The organism is Thiothrix winogradskyi (assembly GCF_021650935.1).
Taxonomy (GTDB): domain Bacteria; phylum Pseudomonadota; class Gammaproteobacteria; order Thiotrichales; family Thiotrichaceae; genus Thiothrix; species Thiothrix winogradskyi.
On the sequence record NZ_CP091244.1, the window covers coordinates 2,440,926 to 2,460,129 of the forward strand.

General features: G+C 52.9%; 17 protein-coding genes. 14 read left to right on the top strand and 3 right to left on the bottom strand.

Annotation, left to right across the window (positions count from 1 at the left end; all coding sequences use genetic code 11):
• The first annotated feature begins 12 nt into the window (after positions 1–12).
• From L2Y54_RS12500 to L2Y54_RS12540, 9 genes are all read left to right on the top strand, one after another.
• A complete protein-coding gene (locus L2Y54_RS12500) occupies positions 13–375 on the top strand; it encodes a hypothetical protein (protein WP_236496462.1) in 363 nt (120 codons plus the stop codon).
• Between the two features lie 137 nt (positions 376–512).
• A complete protein-coding gene (locus tag L2Y54_RS12505) occupies positions 513–3,335 on the top strand; it encodes a monovalent cation/H+ antiporter subunit A (RefSeq protein WP_236496463.1) in 2,823 nt (940 codons plus the stop codon).
• Complete coding sequence (locus L2Y54_RS12510; RefSeq protein WP_236496465.1) at positions 3,335–3,667, top strand: Na+/H+ antiporter subunit C; 333 nt, start codon at positions 3,335–3,337, stop codon at positions 3,665–3,667. The genes L2Y54_RS12505 and L2Y54_RS12510 overlap by 1 nt, the downstream gene beginning before the upstream one ends.
• Positions 3,667–5,202 carry a monovalent cation/H+ antiporter subunit D gene (locus L2Y54_RS12515; RefSeq protein ID WP_236496467.1) on the top strand — a complete coding sequence of 512 codons (1,536 nt, stop codon included), beginning with the start codon at positions 3,667–3,669 and terminating at the stop codon, positions 5,200–5,202. The genes L2Y54_RS12510 and L2Y54_RS12515 overlap by 1 nt, the downstream gene beginning before the upstream one ends.
• Before the next feature lie 2 nt (positions 5,203–5,204).
• Complete coding sequence (locus L2Y54_RS12520; protein WP_236496468.1) at positions 5,205–5,699, top strand: Na+/H+ antiporter subunit E; 495 nt, start codon at positions 5,205–5,207, stop codon at positions 5,697–5,699.
• On the top strand, positions 5,693–5,962 hold the full coding sequence (locus L2Y54_RS12525; RefSeq protein WP_210225657.1) for a K+/H+ antiporter subunit F: 270 nt from the start codon (positions 5,693–5,695) through the stop codon (positions 5,960–5,962). The genes L2Y54_RS12520 and L2Y54_RS12525 overlap by 7 nt, the downstream gene beginning before the upstream one ends.
• A gap of 4 nt (positions 5,963–5,966) precedes the next feature.
• On the top strand, positions 5,967–6,278 hold the full coding sequence (locus tag L2Y54_RS12530; RefSeq protein ID WP_236496470.1) for a Na+/H+ antiporter subunit G: 312 nt from the start codon (positions 5,967–5,969) through the stop codon (positions 6,276–6,278).
• A gap of 78 nt (positions 6,279–6,356) precedes the next feature.
• On the top strand, positions 6,357–7,142 hold the full coding sequence (locus L2Y54_RS12535) for a DUF2189 domain-containing protein (protein ID WP_236496472.1): 786 nt from the start codon (positions 6,357–6,359) through the stop codon (positions 7,140–7,142).
• Positions 7,139–8,302, top strand: coding sequence for an RNA-binding domain-containing protein (locus tag L2Y54_RS12540; protein WP_236496473.1), 1,164 nt, complete (start codon positions 7,139–7,141; stop codon positions 8,300–8,302). Before L2Y54_RS12535 ends, L2Y54_RS12540 begins: the two co-directional genes overlap by 4 nt.
• Here L2Y54_RS12540 and L2Y54_RS12545 read toward each other — a convergent pair whose 3' ends face one another.
• Both L2Y54_RS12545 and L2Y54_RS12550 read right to left on the bottom strand, forming a co-directional pair.
• Positions 8,303–8,995, bottom strand: coding sequence for a VC0807 family protein (locus L2Y54_RS12545; protein WP_236496475.1), 693 nt, complete (start codon positions 8,993–8,995; stop codon positions 8,303–8,305).
• 83 nt (positions 8,996–9,078) lie between these two features.
• Positions 9,079–9,864 (bottom strand): DUF2189 domain-containing protein, encoded by a 786-nt coding sequence (locus L2Y54_RS12550; RefSeq protein ID WP_236496477.1) that lies wholly within the window; start codon positions 9,862–9,864, stop codon positions 9,079–9,081.
• A gap of 153 nt (positions 9,865–10,017) precedes the next feature.
• On the opposite strand from L2Y54_RS12550, the gene L2Y54_RS12555 reads away from it, so the two are divergent.
• From L2Y54_RS12555 to L2Y54_RS12570, 4 genes are all read left to right on the top strand, one after another.
• Positions 10,018–10,857 (top strand): SGNH hydrolase domain-containing protein, encoded by an 840-nt coding sequence (locus L2Y54_RS12555; RefSeq protein ID WP_236496478.1) that lies wholly within the window; start codon positions 10,018–10,020, stop codon positions 10,855–10,857.
• Between the two features lie 236 nt (positions 10,858–11,093).
• Complete coding sequence (locus L2Y54_RS12560; protein WP_236496479.1) at positions 11,094–11,453, top strand: hypothetical protein; 360 nt, start codon at positions 11,094–11,096, stop codon at positions 11,451–11,453.
• A 28-nt stretch (positions 11,454–11,481) separates the two neighbouring features.
• On the top strand, positions 11,482–12,903 hold the full coding sequence (locus L2Y54_RS12565) for an MBL fold metallo-hydrolase RNA specificity domain-containing protein (protein ID WP_236496481.1): 1,422 nt from the start codon (positions 11,482–11,484) through the stop codon (positions 12,901–12,903).
• A complete protein-coding gene (locus L2Y54_RS12570) occupies positions 12,896–15,595 on the top strand; it encodes a cation-transporting P-type ATPase (protein ID WP_236496483.1) in 2,700 nt (899 codons plus the stop codon). The genes L2Y54_RS12565 and L2Y54_RS12570 overlap by 8 nt, the downstream gene beginning before the upstream one ends.
• On the opposite strand, the gene L2Y54_RS12575 is transcribed toward L2Y54_RS12570, so the two are convergent.
• Positions 15,578–17,329, bottom strand: a complete 1,752-nt coding sequence (locus L2Y54_RS12575; RefSeq protein WP_236496485.1) for a cation:proton antiporter — start codon at positions 17,327–17,329, stop codon at positions 15,578–15,580. The two genes, L2Y54_RS12570 and L2Y54_RS12575, sit on opposite strands and share 18 nt — an antisense overlap.
• A 158-nt stretch (positions 17,330–17,487) precedes the next feature.
• Between L2Y54_RS12575 and L2Y54_RS12580 the strand changes: the two genes are divergently transcribed.
• Positions 17,488–19,203, top strand: coding sequence for a cation:proton antiporter (locus L2Y54_RS12580; protein ID WP_236496486.1), 1,716 nt, complete (start codon positions 17,488–17,490; stop codon positions 19,201–19,203).
• Position 19,204 lies beyond the last annotated feature (1 nt).

The following is a 19,204-nucleotide window of genomic DNA, read 5'->3' on the forward strand; positions in this document are numbered from 1 at the left end:
TGCGAGGTGTTTATGATGAAGACTATAACGAAAGCGACAGCAGTAAAGGGCTTACTGATGTTGGGGATGCTGTTGAATCTCACTGCTTGTGGCACGGCATCTGCGCCGCTGTCTTATGATTCTATCCATTCGATTACCCAACCGCTTGCGTTGCGCACCAATGATATGCAGTTGCAGCAACGCCAGTGCACCAATAGCTATTTGCTGATGCAGGATTGTGACACGGTGGTGCGGCGTGATGTCCGCCTCAGTGAGAACGTCCGCGAGAATGTGTTCGATAACTTGTCTGATCGCTTGTTTGCGAATGGTCGTTCTAACGCTAAAGCACGTTGGCGGCTGAAGCGGGATCGGGTGGAGTGGCAATACCGCTTTTAAGCGCGTTAGGTGGGTTGAATTAAACGACGTATGGCACATTAACCTCGCAAGATTGGCGTAATCAGCACTTCATGGTTTTGTTAGGGTAGAATCAAGGCACCGCCGGAAGCGACCCGGCTTTGTTGCAATGGTGCTGAATGGATGTTTCAACGATTAATCTGCCGTTAACGGTATTGCTGCCTTTTGTGGGGGCGGCGGTAGTGGCATGGGCTGCCCGTTTTCATCGAGTGGCGGCGGCATGGCTTGCGGGAATCACGACGTTATTGGCGTTGGGGTTGCTGTACCCTGCATTGATTGCCGTGTTTGCCGGTGAGACGGTCATTCAATCTTGGGTGTGGATGCCTGCTATCGGCTTGGATTTCGCTTTCCGTTTGGATGGTCTGGGCGCATTGTTTGCCTTGCTGATCCTTGTCATTGGTCTGCTGATCATCCTCTACGCCCGTTATTATTTGTCAGCGAAAGATTCAATGGGGCGGTTTTTTGCCTACCTGCTGATGTTCATGGGGTCAATGCTGGGCGTGGTATTGTCAGAAAACCTGCTGCAATTGGTGGTGTTCTGGGAGCTGACCTCATTAAGTTCCTTCCTGCTGATCAGTTATTGGCAACACCGTGAGGATGCGCGGCAAGGAGCGCGAATGGCGTTGGCAATCACTGGCGGTGGCGGATTGGCATTGCTGGCGGGTATTTTGTTGCTGGGGCAGATGGCGGGCAGTTACAACTTGTCAGACGTATTGCTGGCGGGTGAGCAAATCCGTGCCCATGCGCTGTATTTGCCGACACTCGTGTTGATTGCGATTGGGGTATTTACCAAATCGGCACAATTCCCGTTTCATTTCTGGCTGCCGAATGCGATGTCAGCACCGACTCCCGTTTCCGCGTATTTGCACTCCGCCACCATGGTGAAAGCGGGGATTTTCCTATTGGCGCGGTTTTTCCCAGTGTTGTCGGGTACACCGGAATGGTTCTGGCTGATTGGTACGGTGGGGATGGCGACTTTGCTGGTGGGGGCGTTTGTGGCGTTGTTCCAGCACGATTTGAAAGGCTTGTTGGCGTATTCGACCATTAGCCATCTGGGGCTGATTACCTTGCTGTTTGGGCTGGGAACGGAACTGGCGGCGGTGGCAGCATTGTTCCACATTATTAACCATGCCACGTTTAAAGCTTCGCTGTTTATGGTGGCGGGGATTATTGACCATGAAACCGGGTCGCGGGATATGCGCCGGATTAATGGTTTGCTGAAATACATGCCGCATACGGCGGTGCTGGCAATGATTGCGGCGGCGGCAATGGCGGGTGTGCCATTGTTGAACGGTTTTTTGAGCAAGGAGATGTTCTTTGATCAGGCGGTGGTGGCTTCCAGTACGTCGGTTTGGGCATTGACTATTCCGGTGTTAGCAACACTTGCCGGGATATTTTCGGTGGCGTATTCCTTGCGCTTTATCCATGACGTGTTTTTCAATGGTGAACCGATTGATTTGCCGAAAACGCCGCATGAGCCGCCGCCGTTTATGCGGATTCCGGTCGATGTGCTGGTGGTATTGTGCATTGCGGTGGGAATGTTGCCGATGTTTACGGTCGCGCCGTTGCTGGCAGTGGCGGTGCAGGGAACATTGCAGGGCGTTCCACCCGAATACAGTCTGGCGATTTGGCACGGGTTTAATGAGCCATTGCTGATGAGTTTTATCGCGCTGGTGGGCGGGATTGCGTTGTATACGGTACGCAAGCCGCTGTTTGCTTGGTATGAATCGCGAGTGAGAGGCCAGCAGTTGCGGCGCTTGTATGACTGGAAAATCGACAAGTTGTTACAGGTGGCGCGTGGCGTGACCCGTGGGTTTGACCGGGGTTCGTTGCAGGATATGTTGTTCTGGGTGCTGGGTTTCACCTTGCTGATGGGGGCTGCGGGGTTCTTGTCGAGTACTGCGCCCTTGTTGGGTGAGCGGGCATTGTTGCCGCTGGATGCGGTGAGTCTGGCGGTGGGAGCAACGTTGATTCTTGCGAGCCTGTTGAGTGTGGTATTGCACCGCGAACGCTTGATCGCGCTGGTAATCTTGGGTGCGGTTGGCTTGGTGGTGTCGCTGGCATTTGTGAAATTTTCCGCGCCGGATTTGGCCTTGACGCAATTGTCGGTGGAAATTGTCACGATTGTATTGCTGATGCTGGCCTTGTATTTCCTGCCGCAATATACCCCACGTATCAGTGCAGTGTGGCGTAAGTGGCGTGACGGTGTGCTGGCGGGATTGTTGGGGTTGGGATCAGCGGCGTTGGCGTTGGCGGTGATGACCCGTGAGACGGCGAACTTGGCGGATTATTTCGTGACGCAAAGTGTGCCGGGCGGTGGCGGTACGAATGTGGTGAATGTGATTCTGGTGGATTTCCGGGGCTTTGATACCTTGGGGGAAATCGCGGTACTGGCCTTGGCGGGCTTGGGCATTTTTGCCTTGTTGCAGCAAATTAAATTGTATGCACCTGCGGAAGATAGCAGTGGACGCGCTTGGGCGTTGGAGGCGAATCCGTTCATTTTACAAACCTTTAGCCGGGTGTTGTTCCCGATGATGTTGATGGTGGCGGTGTTTGTGTTCCTGCGCGGGCATAACTTGCCGGGCGGTGGATTTATTGCTGGGTTGATTGCGGCCTTGGCGATTGTGTTGCAGAACTTGGCGAATGGGATTGGCTGGACGGCGCAACGGCTGCGTACTGACATGCATTCCTGGCTGGCGGCGGGTTTGCTGTTGGCTGCGGGCACGGGGATGGTGGCGATGGCGTTGGGGTATCCGTTCCTCACTTCGGCACACACGCATGTGCATTGGCCGGTGGTCGGTGGCTTTGAGCTGGCGAGTGCCATGTTCTTTGACGCGGGTGTTTTCTTGGTGGTCGTGGGAGCAACGGTAATGATTCTGGTGGAACTGGGCAAGCTTAACCGAGTGGATGCGCCCGCGCCTGTGCTGCAAGGAGAGGTGTAATGGAGTTATTGATTGCCTTGAGTATCGGGGTGCTGGTGGCTTGCGGGGTGTATTTGGTGTTGCGTGCCAGTACCTTTCCGGTGGTGATGGGGCTGACCTTGTTGTCGTATGCGACCAATTTGTTTTTGTTTGCGATGGGGCGGCTGGCCATTGGTGTGCCTGCGATTGTGAGCCAGGATGCCGCAGGGTATACCGACCCGTTGCCGCAGGCATTGGTATTGACCGCGATTGTGATTGCCTTTGGGATGACCGCGTTTGCCATTGTGTTGGCGTTGAAAGTCCGCAGTGAAACCGGCAGTGATCATGTGGATGGGAAAGGGGGTGAGGTGTGATGATGCACTTGCCGATTCTTCCGATTCTGTTGCCGTTGTTGGCGGGAATTCTCTTGCTGTTATTGCGTCCGCTGGGTTTGCAAGTACAGCGCATGGTGGGTTTTGCCGTTACGTTTGCCTTGCTAATGCTGGCGGTGTGGCTGTTTGATGGCGCACTGGTTGGGCAGCGGCAGGTGTATGCGCTGGGTCACTGGCCTGCGCCCTTCGGTATTACCTTGGTGTTTGACCAGCTTGCGGCCTTGATGTTGTTGCTAACGGCAATACTGGCAGTCGGGGCGTTGTGGTATGCGATTGTCACGGAGATTGACGCGCAAGGTAGCCATTTCCATGTGTTGTTCCAGATGCAATTGTTTGGCTTGAATGGGGCATTCCTGACTGGGGATGCGTTTAACCTGTTTGTGTTCTTTGAGGTGTTGCTGCTGGCTTCTTACAGCTTGTTGCTGCACGGCGGTGGCAAGGAACGCACGGTAGCGGGGCTGCATTATGTGGTGGTGAACCTGGTCGGTTCGACGGTGTTTCTGTTTGCGCTGGGAGCGTTGTACGGCGCATTGGGGACGCTGAATATCGCGGATATGGCGGCAAAAGTGGCGGAATTACCGGCAGAGCGTGAAGGGCTGGTGATGGCGGCAGGTTTGTTGCTATTGCTGGTATTCGGGCTGAAAGCGGCGATGTTCCCGTTGTATTTGTGGTTGCCTGCGGCGTATGCCAATACCTCCGCACCCGTGGCGGCACTGTTTGCGATTATGACCAAGGTGGGGGTGTACGCGATTATTCGGGTACATGGCACGGTGTTTGGTGAAGATGCGGGCAGTTTGGCGTATTTCTACGCGCCTTGGTTGCTGGGGCTGGGGCTGATTACCTTGGTGCTGGCGGCGTTGGGCGTGCTGGCGGCGTTTCGCTTGCGCATTCAGGTGGCGTATCTGGTGTTGGCTTCGGTGGCAATGTTGCTGATTGCGGTGGGCTTGCATTCTGAAACGGGGCTGGCGGCGGCGTTGTATTATTTGGTGCATTCGACCTTGCTGGCGGGCGGTTTGTTTTTGCTGGCGGATGTGATTGTGCGCGGACGTGGGGCGTATGCTGATCGTTTTGACCCCGGTATGCGCTTGCCGCACCATGCCTTATTGGGTGGTTTGTTTATGTTTGCGGCAGTAGCAGCCTTGGGTTTGCCGCCATTGTCGGGGTTTTTTGGCAAGTTGTGGATTTTGCAGGCGGCATTGGAACATCCTTGGCGTTGGGCGGTGTTGGCAACGGTATTGATTAGCAGTGCTATATTGCTGATTGCGTTGGCGCGTAGTGGTTCGGTATTGTTTTACAAGGTGAAAGATCGCCCTGATGCGGCTGATCCGGTATTGCCAGCGCAGATTTCGGCGTTTGCGCCCAGTTTGATGGCGGTGCTGTGGTTACTGGCTGCTGTGCCGTTGTTGGTGTTATTGGCGCAGCCGGTTGCAGAGATAATGCAGCAAATCGCCGCGCAAACCTTGGATACGGCAGGGTATCGGGCGGCAGTGTTTGACCCTGCGGTGGGAGGTAAATGAGTATGTTGAAACGATTGTTGCCGCATCCGCTGTTGAGCGTGTTTTTGTTGCTGATCTGGTTGTTGTTGAACAATACCGTCGCAATGGGGCATGTGGTGCTGGGTGCGGGTTTGGCGGTACTGATTCCGTTTTTGACGGTGGGATTTTGGCCGGAACGGGTGTGTGTGCAGCGTCCGTGGGTGTTGCTGAAATTTCTGGCGGTGGTGCTGTGGGATATTGTGGTCGCGAACCTGAATGTGGCAGCGTTGATTCTGGGTTCTACTCGCAAGCTTCAGCCTGCCTTTATGGTGTTGGAATTGGATATTCGTTCGCCGTTAGGGGTGAGTTTGCTGGCGAATACGATTTCGCTGACACCGGGGACGGTTTCGTGTGAGGTGTCGGCTGACCGGCGGCAATTGCTGGTTCACGCGCTGCATGTGACGGATGTGGAGGCGAGCATTCGGGAAATGAAGCAGCGTTACGAACAACCATTGATAGAGGTGTTACGCGAATGTTGAGTATGGTGTTGCCTTGGGCATTCGGTATGGTGTCGTTGGCGTTGTTATTGAGTTTGTACCGCTTGCTGGTGGGGCCGGATGTGCCTGACCGGATTCTGGCGTTGGATACCTTGTACCTGAATACGATTGCCTTGCTGGTGTTGTTTGGGTTGCTGCAAGGCAGTGCGTTGTATTTCGAGGCGGCGTTGCTGATTGCGGTCATGGGTTTTGTGGGCACGATTGCGTTGAGCAAGTATTTGCTGCGCGGCGATATTATGGAGTAGGGCGATGTTGGATGTAATCTTGGCAGTATTGGTGTTGGTTGGGGCGTTTTTTACGCTGGTGGGTTCATGGGGTTTGGCGAAAATGCCGGACTTTTTCATGCGCCTGCACGGGCCGACCAAGGCGACGACCATTGGCGTGGGGTCAGTGCTGGTGGCTTCGGCATTGTACTTTTCGTTCAATACCGATGGGGTAAGCTTGCATGAAGTGCTGGTGACGTTGTTTTTGTTCATGACCGCGCCCGTGAGTGCGCACATGATGGCGAAGGCGGCGTTGCATTTGCGGGTGAAGCAGGTGGAGCAGACACGTCAACCCTAATGCGATTCTGTTGATGCAAGTTGAATAGGGGGTGGCGAATTCGTATGATGCAGCCTACTTAAGGAGGAAATGATAATTATGCAATCCATCAGCACCGAACAGCCGTTTACTGAGTACGCCGTGCGTCAGGTCGAATTTGCCGATATTCCCAAGTGGTTACGCCAAGGGGGGCAAGACATTGCTGCTAACCCTTGGTCTAGCCTGTTGTATGGCATTATCTTCGCGCTGGTGGGGGCGGGGATGAGCCTCCTGTCAGCCAACAACCCCGGTTTTTTCATGGCAACCGCAGCGGGTTTCATGTTGTGGGGGCCGTTTCTTGCGTTGGGTTTGTATGACTTGAGCCTGCGGCGTGAACACGGTGATCCGGTCAATTTTTTGAAATCAACGCTGGCGTTAAAGCGTAATCCGGTCAATTTGCTGTTGTATTCGGCGATGCTGGGGGTACTGGTGTTGTTGTGGCTGCGGATGTCTAGCATTGTGCTGGATATTTTCCTGCAAGATACGGCAGCGGCAGAGCAGCACAGTTACATTGGCTTTATGGCGGCGTTACTGGGTTCAAAAATGGGCTGGTTATTCACGCTGTCATTCATGTCGGTGGGGCTGTTGTTTGCGGTGGTGTCCTTCGTGACGGGCGTGGCGACTGTGCCAATGTTGCTGGAGCGCAAGGTGAGTTTGGTGACGGCGTTGAATACCAGCATTCGCGCCATCCTCACCAACTGGAAAGTCATGTTGGTGTGGGCGGCGACCATTGCGGTGATTATTGGCGCGGGGTTGTTGCCGTTCAGCCTTGGGCTGATCATTGCCATGCCGCTGATTTCGTATGCCAGTTGGCACGCTTACCGCGATATGGTTGAGCTGGTATGACCCTTGAGGAACTCACCACCCAGATTGCCCTCGGCGAAGACAGTCGCCGTCAGTTTAAGCAAGATATTAGCAATACCGATGCGTTAGCCGCCGAAATGGCAGCCTTTGCCAATACGGATGGGGGGGTGATTTTGTTGGGTGTTGCGGATGATGGTGCATTGCCGGGTTTGAGTTTGACGGATGTGGCACGTTTAAACCAGATGATCAGCAATGCTGCCTCCCAGCATATCCGCAGCCCGTTGGCGGTACAGACTGAAAATATTGCGCTGGGTGATGATGGGCGTTTGTTGATAGTACTCAACATTCCCAAGGGTTTGGATAAGCCCTATTTTGACCGTAATGGCGTGATTTGGCTAAAAAGTGGGGCAGACAAGCGCCGGGTGAATTCTAAAGAAGAATTGCGCCGCTTGTTCCAAAGTGTGGATTTGTTACACGCTGATGAAGTGCCGTGCAAGGTAGGTGTTGAGGCGATTGACCGCCACAGTTTGGCAGAATTTTTGCATACAACTTATGGTTTGGAAATTCCCGAGCAGAACACGGATTTGTTACGTTTGTTGCAAAACATGAACCTTGCAACCGTTGAGGGATATGTAAACCTCGCCGGAGTATTGTTGTTTGGCAAGCGCCCTGAATGGGTAAAACCGGCTTTTATTGTCAAAGTGGTGGCATTTCCTGGTAATGTCATTGAATCCAGCAGCTATGTGGATAGTGAAGACATCGGTGGCAGGCTGCGGGATGTGTTCGATGATACTTTGCGTTTCATTATGCGTAACTTGCATAAGCGGCAAGGGCAACAAAGTTTCAATTCGGTGGGGGAACCTGAAGTGCCGCGTTTGGTATTTGAGGAGCTGCTGGTTAATGCCTTGATTCATCGGGATTATTTTATCAGTGCGCCGATTCGGGTGTTGATTTACGCTAATCGCATTGAGATTATCAGCCCCGGTCATTTGCCTAATAATCTGACCGTTGAAAAAGTGAAGGCGGGTAACTCGAATTTGCGCAACCCCATTCTGGCATCGTTCATTGCTAAAAAACTTTTACCTTACCGTGGCTTAGGTTCAGGTATTCTCCGAGCTTTGGAAGCGTGGCGGCAGATTGATTTCAAGGATGACCGCGAGGCGTGCTTGTTTACCGTCACGGTTTGGCGACCTGCGGATTGATCATTCCGCCCCGTGCATGACTTCCGTCAGCGTCAACCCTGCTAGTGAGCGGATGCTGCGGGCAAGAAAGTAAAACACTGCCAGCATCATCAGCATGGAGGGAATCGCAATCATTGGGTAACTCATCAGCGTCAGTTGCCCTAATTCCTCATTGAAAGCCGCCGTGCCGCTGGGGCTGGTGACGATGTAGGTGGCGAGGAAATAGTTCATGGTGGCGGAAAAAGCGAACGTGCCACCAAACAGCCAGTTCGCGGTTTGCAAACGCTGGTCGAATTCGCGCTGAGTTCCCCGAATCGCCAGTTGTTCCTGTATTTTTTCGACGTGCAGCAGGCGTTGGTTGAACAGCACGGTGCGGATCAACGGGTATTTGGTGTAAGTCGAGCCAATTACCGCAAGACCCAAAATGGCAGGAATAGCTGCTTCCTTGACTGCCAGCCATTGCGTATCCAGCTCCAGCACGCCAATACCGCCGGTCAGTAATACACTCACTAGACCCAATGCCGCGAATAGGTTGATTTTGCGGTTGCGTATCCAATCAAAGATTCCCCAGCCTAGTGGGAATGACAATGCCAATATTAGTGCATTCGTTGTGCCCAGTTGTTCCGGGGCGCTGAGTTTCATCAGGATGAGCGCAGGAATCACCAAAGTGAGAGCGATTTCGAGTAATGGGTTGGATTTGTGTGTGTTATTCATAGCAAGATCTTAAGCGTTTCAATTCAGCCGTTATTAGTGGGTGCTATTAGAACAGGAATGTTTGGCTGAGGGAATAAAACCGTTCAACTACCCCCGGACACCGTATCCGGGTCTTGCGCCCATTCATCGCTGATAATGGTTTCCCGATACCCGCGCCAGCTTGCATAACCAATCACCGGCAGCGTCACCAAAAACGCCACAAACAGCGTCAGGAAACCAACCACCACCGATGCAAGCAGTACCCCAGCCCATAGCAGCATTGCCGGTTTGTTTTTCAACACCGCATTGAAACTGGTCAGCATCGCGGTAATCGCATCGACATCCCGATCCATCATCATCGGCAGGGAAAACACCCCAGCGCAAAAGATAATCATGGCAAACACCGCCCCGACCAAGGAACCAACCCCCAGAAACATCAGCCATTCCACCGCCGTCGGCTCTGTTCCCATTGGCAGGAAAATATTGATGGCAGTGGCAGAACGCGCCCACACCAAAAACACGATCAGCAAAGCAAAGGCGAAAATCATCTGGTTGCCAAGGCGTTTCTTGCCTTGTTGCAGGCAAAAACCAATCTGCGGTTTCCTGCCCCGGTCAAGCTGGCAACTGACCGAATACAGCCCCATTGCCAGCGCAGGCCCCATAAAGATAAACGCGGCAAACAGCACGATAACCATCGTAAAACTTCCCACTTGCCAAGCCCAAGCAACGATCAGCCAACTGATAAGCATGAACAGCGCACCGTACAACACACTGAGTAACGGAGCCTGACGGAAATCCTGCCACCCCAGTTGGAGCCAGCGCAGCGGAGCTGTCGTATCCAGTTGGCGGCAGGGGGCAACGAATGGGCGGGTGTCTTCTGTCGTGGACATGGCGAAACCTCCTTCTCACAGTGCATCTACGAAGATTACATCAAAAATCAGGGGTTTGCCGTTTTCCTTGCTGCGGGTATCTGATAGGTTTTGCGGAACTTTTTCATGCATTATCGACCAATTGTTTAGTAGCACCATTTTAAGGAGTGAAGCATGGTCTTTGGGGTTAGAAACAAACTGCTGCTTGTCTGTTTGTTGTCGCTGGTGACGCTTGCCACATCCGGCAGCTTAGTCACCGCTCATGCTGCCACGGCACAAACGGACATTCTCCAAGCTGCTGATAAGGAAAAAAGCGGGGAATATGTGCGGCAACGCTTTCTTCAGCAACTGGAAAAGCCGTTTAATCCCAGTGATCAGCGTAAAAAAATGCTGGTCATCGGCGATAGCCATGCACAGGATTTTTACAATGCCTTATTGGAAAATAATCTTGATCAACGTTATCAAATCAGTACCAGACGTATCCCCGCTATTTGCGGACTGTATTTGGGGCCAGAAGACATTAGCCGTCTGATCGACAAAAAGCACATCCCCATTTGCGAAAAAGCTGACACATTGGCAGCCGCGAAGCCGCACATTGCGCAGGCTGATGTGGTAATTATTGCCGCCAATTGGGAATTGTGGTCTGCACAACGGTTGCCAACGACTATCCAACAATTGTCAATCAAGGAACCACAAAAACTGTTCATCGTCGGGCGGAAGGATTTCGGCAAGCTCAATCTGCGGCAATACCTTGGCATGTCAGACGAGGAGCTAATCCAACTCCGCAATCCGGTCTATGGCGCACAACACGAGATCAACCAAACGATGAAACAGTCGTTGCCAGCCGGAATGTTTGTCAATATTCAAGCCTTGGTTTGCCAGACTGAAGACAGTTGCCCACTTTTTACGCCACAAGCACGGCTAATCAGCTTCGATGGTGGTCACTTGACACCCGCAGGTGCTAGCCATGTGGGCAATATTTTGTTGCGTAACTCACCGTTGCATCAGCTTTGAAAAATGAACCACTGTCGTCAGCATTTCGCGTTTTGTGGCGTTAATTTGTAGCGTTAACGGTGGTGTCCGACGCGGTAGGTGATTTTGACCCCCGTATTCTATTTGCCCTATACTCAAAGTAGCACAAGCGATGGAGAGGTCAGATGCTAAAACGACTGCGTATCGCAATTATCCTATTATCGTTATTGCCTATAGAGAGCGTTTTCGCTAATTGGTCTGTGACTAAGGTCATCAGCTTGAATCATGTTTTCTCGCCTTCCGACAATGACGGCTGGCGACCAGAAAGCGTGGTGCTGGAAAAATCCATCAATGAACGCAGCTATTATTCCATCGGTATTTTGGAAAATTCCGAAGAACGTTTAGGGCTAATCCTCGGCTATTCCACTGTTTTTTACCAACGCGAAAAGTTTAACCTGCACCGCAGCCTTTACCTCTCCAGCAATTACGAACGCCTGCCTCCGGTGATGCCTGTACCGATGGTGGGCATCCGCTACCATCTAACCCCAAAGATTGATTTAGTGGCGCAAGCCACACCTGTCCCTGACCCTAAGGATGCGTATGTGATTGTTATGACAGGGGTTAATATTGACTTTTAGACAAATCACTGACTAAAAAGGATAAAATATGAAAATGACACTACAAATTCTTGGCGCGGCTGATGAGGTGACCGGTTCGTGCCACCTAGTAACGGTCGGTGACTACAAACTCTTGTTGGATTGCGGTCTGATTCAGGGTTCGTGGCGGGATGAGGCACGCAACAGTGACCCGTTTCCGTTTGACCCTGCCAGCATTGATGCCGTTATCCTCAGTCATGCCCATATTGACCATTCCGGGCGCTTGCCATTGCTGGTGAAACAGGGTTTTCGTGGTCCCATTTACACACATAAAGCCACGGCGGATTTGTGCCGCATTATGTTGCGGGATGCGGCTTACCTGAATGAAAAAGATGCCAAGCTGGAAAACCGTAAGCGCGAACGCAAAGGCTTGCGCCCGGTTGAGCCGCTGTACACCCTCCAAGATGCTGAAGCGGTGTTCCGCCATTTCCAGACATTGGACTATGCCGAACGCTTGGAGACCCTGCCACTGGCGGCGCTCCGGCTGATGGATGCCGGGCATATTCTCGGCTCAGCAATTGTGGAATTGTGGTTACACAGCGGCAAACACGACCGCAAGCTGGTGTACAGCGGCGACTTGGGGCGTTCCGGGATGCCGGTGTTGCAAGACCCCGCCATCATCAAACAAGCCGACATGGTATTGCTGGAAAGCACCTACGGCGACCGCCTGCACCGCGACTGGGATGCTACCCGCCAAGAGTTGGCAGACCTGTTCCGGGAAGTAACCGCCAAACAGGGCAATATCCTGATCCCTGCCTTTGCGGTGGGGCGCACCCAGGAAATTTTTTACCTGTTTGCCAAATACTTTGATGAATGGGGCTTGGGGCGGTGGCAAATTTTCCTCGACAGCCCGCTGGCGATCGAAGCCACGCACGCCTACGCCCAGAATTGTGACCTATTTGATGATGAGTCCTCGCAATTGTGGCGGCAACACCGCGATAGCCCGTTGTTGCCGAACCTGCGGTTTACCCGCACGCCCGAAGAATCCATGCGCATCAACCAGCTACACAGTGGTGCCATCATTATCGCCGGAAGCGGCATGTGTAACGGTGGGCGTATCCGCCATCACCTCAAGCACAACGTATGGCGGCGTGATTGCCACGTTCTCATTTCCGGCTTTCAGGCACGCGGCACACTGGGGCGGGCGTTGGTAGATGGTGCAAAGCATATCCGCTTGTGGGGGGAAACCATCCGCGTTGCTGCACAAGTTCACACCATTGGCGGGCTATCGGCGCACGCCGACCAAGCGGCTCTGACCCATTGGTATGCGCAATTTGACCCACAACCGCCAGTGGTGTTGGTGCATGGCGAACCGGCTGCCAAAGCAGTCTTGGCGGAACGCTTGCGCAACACCTTGGCTGCGCCAGTGCGCTTGCCGCGCTTCGGTGAAACCTTTGATCTGATTTGCACAAATGAGAACCCACATGGATAAGCAAGCTTGGCACGCACTTCCCCTAGACGACACGCTAAGTCGTTTAGACAGTCAGGCTGCGGGTCTTGACACCCACACCGCCCAAGAACGCCACCACACCCACGGTGCAAACCGCCTGCCCGCACCGCCTAAACGCAACCCCGTGATCCGTTTCCTACTGCATTTCCACAATATCCTGATTTACGTGCTGATTGCGGCAGCGGCGGTTACAGCCTTGTTAGGTCATTGGGTCGATACCAGCGTGATTTTGGCGGTGGTCGTGGTCAATGCAATTATTGGTTTCCTGCAAGAGGGCAAAGCGGAACAGGCAATGGAGGCCATTCGGCAGATGCTTGCCCCCCAGGCAGCGGTATTGCGTGATGGCAAACGCACGACGGTGGCGGGGGAAATGCTCGTCCCCGGTGACATTGTATTGCTGGAAGCGGGTGATAAAGTGCCAGCCGACTTGCGCCTGTTGCAGGCTTACGGCTTGCAGGTGCAGGAAGCTATTCTGACTGGCGAATCCGTCCCCGTGGATAAGCAGGTGGAAATTGTTCCTGCTGAGGCGGCGTTGGGTGATCGCACCAATCTGGCATTCAGCGGTACGAATGTGACCAGTGGACAAGGACAAGGCGTGGTAGTCGCGATTGGCGGGCAGACTGAAATCGGGCGCATTAGTGGCTTGCTGGCTAAGGTTGATAGCCTCACCACGCCGTTGGTGGAACAAATGGATATGTTCGCCAAGTGGCTGACGCTGTTCATTTTGACCGTGGCAGTGCTGATTTTTGCGTTCGGCTATTTTGTGCAACATCAGGATTTCAGCGACTTATTCATGGCAGTGGTGGGCTTGTCGGTAGCTGCGATTCCTGCCGGATTACCAGCGGTATTGACCATTACACTGGCGGTTGGGGTGCAAGCAATGGCACGGCGCAATGCAATTGTACGCCGCTTGCCTGCGATTGAAACCATTGGTGCGGTTTCGGTGATTTGTTCTGACAAAACCGGCACGTTGACCCGCAATGAAATGATGGTCGCGGCACTGGCTGGTGGCGCAGGTTTGTTTCGGATAGCGGGCGAAGGTTACGCCCCACAAGGCACGATTGCGCCCGACACTGCCCCACATAACCCCCAGCCCGTAGCGGATACGCAGCCGCTATTGCAGCTTATGGGGCTAACTGCCTTGCTGTGTAACGATGCCGAACTTAAACAGCACGAAACATTGTGGCGGGTGGAAGGCGATCCGATGGAAGGCGCGTTACTCGCATTTGCGGCGAAAACTGGGCTGGATGTCACGCAACAACGCCAGCAATGGGCGCGTGTCGCGGTGATTCCGTTTGATTCGCGGCATAAATTCATGGCAAGTCTGCATCACCATGCACAGACGCAAACCACGCGGGTATTTCTCAAAGGTGCGCCCGAACATTTGCTGGCAATGTGTCACCACCAGCATAACGCTAGGGGTGAGACTGTGCCGCTGGATGCCGATTTCTGGCACGCTCAGGCAGAAGACATTGCCGCACAGGGACAGCGCGTATTGGCACTGGCAGTCCGTACCATGCCTACCAAGCAAACCACCTTGGAACACGCCGATGTACAAACCGATGTGGTGTTTTTAGGGTTGGTCGGTTTGATTGACCCGCCGCGCCCGGAAGCGATTGCTGCCGTGGCTGATTGCCATCGTGCTGGAATTCGCGTCAAAATGATTACCGGCGACCATGCTGCCACCGCTGCGGCGATTGGCAAGCAAATCGGTTTGCAACACAGTGAGCGTGTCCTCACAGGCAGTGAACTCGACCTGCAAAACGATGCCGAGCTATCCGCTAGCGTACTGCACACTGACATCTTTGCCCGCACCACCCCGGAACATAAATTACGTCTGGTCACGGCTTTGCAAGAACACGGCATGACGGTGGCAATGACCGGGGATGGCGTGAATGACGCACCCGCGCTCAAACGTGCCGATGCCGGTATTGCAATGGGGCAAAAAGGCAGTGAAGCCGCCAAGGAAGCCGCTGAATTGGTGTTGGCGGATGATAATTTTGCCTCGATTGCCGCAGCGGTGCGCGAAGGGCGTACCGTGTACGACAATATCCGCAAGGTGATTAGTTGGACATTGCCAACCAATGCGGGGGAGGCTGCGGTGATTATCCTTGCCTTGCTGTTTGGGATGATGTTGCCGATTACCCCGATTCAAATCTTGTGGGTGAATATGATTACGGCCGTGACCTTGGGTATTGCGTTGGCATTTGAGCCAACCGAGGCAAACACCATGCAACGTCCGCCACGACCGCGCCATGAGCCGTTATTGGGCGGGGCATTGGTGTGGCAGATTTCACTGGTATCATTGCTGTTCGTTGCCGGGGTTTTTGGTATTTATTTGTATGCACAAGATCAGGGCTATAGCGTGGAACTTGCCCGCACGATGGCGATGAATACGCTGGTGGTGATGGAAATCGCGTATTTGTTTTTCATCCGCAATATGTACAGCACCTCACTGAGTTGGGAAGCAGTACGCGGCACTAAAGTGGTGTGGATTTCGATTATCGTGGTGGTGGTTGCTCAGTTAGTGATTACCTATGTGCCACTGTTCCAAAGCATCTTCGCCACGCAAGCGGTTAGTTTTGCCGATAATGTATTGATTTTCGGCGTTGGGGTGGCGTTGTTTGTGTTAATCGAGCTGGAAAAACAGATGCGTTTACGCTTGAGTCTTTGATTTCTCGCGTTCTTTGAGCAATTCGTGTAGCAGTGGATAGTCCGCTTTCCACTGGCGTTGCAGGCGCTTGAGCACTTGCGGCATGGGCATTCCCAGTAAAATCAAGGTGTGTACCGCTATCATCAGGCTGTTTTCCAGATTTTCGGGGATAACCTCATTAGCCCCGGCTGCTTTATAGCTGTTGATATGGTGCTCATCAGAAGTGCATACCATCACCATAATATCCGGGCATAAGGCTTGGATGTGATGCAAAGTTCGGAACACCGTATCCACATCATTGTATGTGATCACGACAAGACGGGCGGTGTTGATCCCAACGGCTTCTAAGATGTCGCGTTCTGAAGCATCACCATAGAACACTTGTTTACCACGTAGCGGGCAGGCATCAATTGTGGCGGAATCAATGTCCAACGCGACATACGGGATGCGGTCTTCCTGTAAAAATCGCCCGATAGCTTGTCCACGCTGCCCGTAACCGCACAAGATAACGTGTTTTTCCAGTGAAAGGTTGGCAGGTTCAGGCAGTGTTGGCTCAGATGTGGCGGTCGTTGCTTTAGGTTGCCTAAACAAGGTGCATAAGCGGGCTAAACCGTGGTTATAGCGGATCAGAAAAGGGGCTAAGATCATGGCAAACAACACCGCCGTCAGTGCAATCTGGCTGGTGTTGCTGTCAATTACTCCCTCGGATAAGGCAATCGCCAATAACGCAAATCCGAATTCGCCGCCGACTGCTAACAGCCAACCCGTGCGCCATGCACTCAGGGTCGCTGTACCTGACCAGCGCAGAATCAGCATGACCAAAACTGCTTTGACAAGCATTAACAATGCCGCACCCGCTAGTGCTAGATGCCAGATTTCCGGTATTTTGGCGGGGTTGACCAGCATACCGATAGCCACAAAAAACATTCCGAGCAGTACATCACGAAACGGGCGGATGGTGGATTCCACCTGATGACGAAACTCGGTTTCCCCCAATACCATGCCCGCAAGAAACGCACCGAATGCCATTGACAAGCCCAGTGAATTGGTCAGCCAAGCCGCTACTAACGAAACAAATAAAACGGTAAGGGTGAATAATTCCGGGGAATGCCGAAGTGTTACCAATTGGAAGAGTGGGCGTAATACCCAGCGTCCGATTACGAATACCAGCAAGAAAGCCAGCAAGGCTTTGGCAAACGCTACGCCAATGGCACCTGAGATTGCCCCAAACCCAACGGCTGTCGTCGCTAAAACCGGAATAATGACCACAATGGGAACAGCGGTTACATCCTGAAACACTGACATGGCAATGCCGGTACGCCCGTGAGGGGTGTTTTCCTCACGTTGTTCAGCCAGTTGTTTGCTAATGATCGTGGTAGAGGACTGCGCAAAGACCGCACCGACAATAAAAGCCGCTGCTGGGTCTAAACCGAATAGCCATAAAATGCCTGCAATCACTGCCGTGGTGAGCACGACTTGCCCCGTGCCTGCCCCTAAAAGCACATGGCGCAAGGCATACAGTTGCGGCAATGAAAAGTTTAAGCCGATGGTGAATAGCAAAAACACAATGCCGAATTCTGCTAAGGATTTAAGCGGCTGTTCGTCAATCACCGGCCCTGGGGTGTATGTCCCCAATACAACTCCAACCAATAAATATCCCAAACTGGAGGGGATATGTAAGCGCTGAAATGCAATAATGACAATGACAGAGCTAGAAAGCAGGAGTAGTAATTGGTGAAAATATTGGTCAAACATGAAATTGCCTTTAACATTCGCAAATTGGGCTGTGTGTAGCGATAGCCCTTCATTATAACCATGTTGCAGTGCATAGTACAAAAGCCGTTGGCTACTGTGCTTTTCAGGTTTTGCATAGAAGTTCTATTATAATCATTGACTTAAATTCAGGGGGATATATGCCGGATATTCATTTGATTCAACTAATCCATTCATCGCCATTCTATGAGTTAACCGCGTTAGTGGTGTTAGCGGCTGTTATCGGCTTTGTCGGGCTATTGCTGCGTCAGCCGATGATTGTGAGTTTCATTGCGGTGGGGGTGCTGGCAGGGCCTTCGGCATTGGATATTGTGCAGTCCAAAGAAAATATCGAGGTATTGTCAGAGCTGGGAATTGCCTTGCTGCTGTTTCTGGTCGGTTTGAAGCTGGATTTGAAGTTGGTGCGCTCTTTGGGGATGGTGTCGTTGGCAACTGGCTTGGGGCAAGTGTTGTTCACGTCAGTGATTGGCTTTCTGATTGGGTTGGCGTTGGGGCTGGATACCATTACCTCGCTGTATGTGGCGGTGGCACTGACCTTTTCTAGCACCATTATTGTCGTCAAGCTGCTGTCGGATAAGAAGGAAGTGGATTCGTTGCACGGACGCATTGCCATCGGTTTTCTGATTGTGCAGGACTTGGTGGTGGTGTTGGCAATGATGGTGCTGTCGGCATTTGGTATTGGGGCGCAAGGTGGGGCGGATGCTAATGTGTGGCTGCACATCGGCACGGTATTGCTCTACGGGCTGGCAATGTTGGTGTTTGTGGGCTTGTTTATCCGTTATCTGGCAACGCCGTTGGTAGGGAGGGTGGTGCATTCGCCGGAATTACTGGTGACGTTTGCGATTGGCTGGGCGGCATTGCTGGCGGCATTGGGCAGCCATTTGGGGTTCAGCAAGGAGCTGGGCGGCTTGCTGGCGGGGGTGGCATTGGCTTCGACCCCGTACCGTGAGGCGATTGTGTCGCGGTTGGCATCGTTGCGGGATTTTCTGCTGCTGTTTTTCTTTATCGCACTGGGGATGCATCTGGATCTGAGCCTGTTGGGGGCGCAAGTGTTCCCGGCATTGCTGTTCTCGGTGTTTGTATTGATTGGTAATCCGCTGATTGTTTTGGCGATTATGGGGGCAATGGGCTACCGCAAACGCACTGGCTTTTTGGCAGGGCTGACGGTGGCGCAAATCAGCGAGTTTTCCCTGATTTTCATGGCAATGGGGATGACGCTGGGGCATGTGAATGCGGAAGCCTTGGGGTTGGTAACGTTGGTAGGGTTGGTGACGATTGCGCTGTCGGTGTACATGATTACCTATTCCCATACCCTGTATGCATGGTTGGAACCGCTGCTAGGGGTATTTGAAAAACGCATTCCAGTGCGGGAACTGGCACATCATCAAGGGGAGCAAACCTTGCAACCTCATGATATTTTGCTGTTTGGGCTGGGGCGTTACGGCAATGTGCTGGCAGAAACGCTGCAACAACACGGCTTTCGAGTATTGGGCGTGGACTTTAACCCCGATGAAGTGCGCCAATGGCAGGAACACGGGTACGAGGCAATTTACGGTGATGCCTGTGACCCTGAATTTGTCGGGCATTTGCCATTGCAGGGGATAAAATGTGTGATTTCAGCGTTGCCACAACACGCGCTGAGCCTCACCCACGAAAATGCGCACCTGATGTTGTTGGATGCGCTGCGCCGTCAGCATTACACTGGCAAGGTAGCGATTGCGTTACAACGGTCTGCTGATGCAAGTGATGTTGAGGGCTTGAGAAAACGTGGGGCTGATGTCATTTTCCAGCCCTTCCACGATGCTGCTACTCAAGCAGCGGAACAACTTAAGGCACTATTAGCCACAAAGGAGTAAA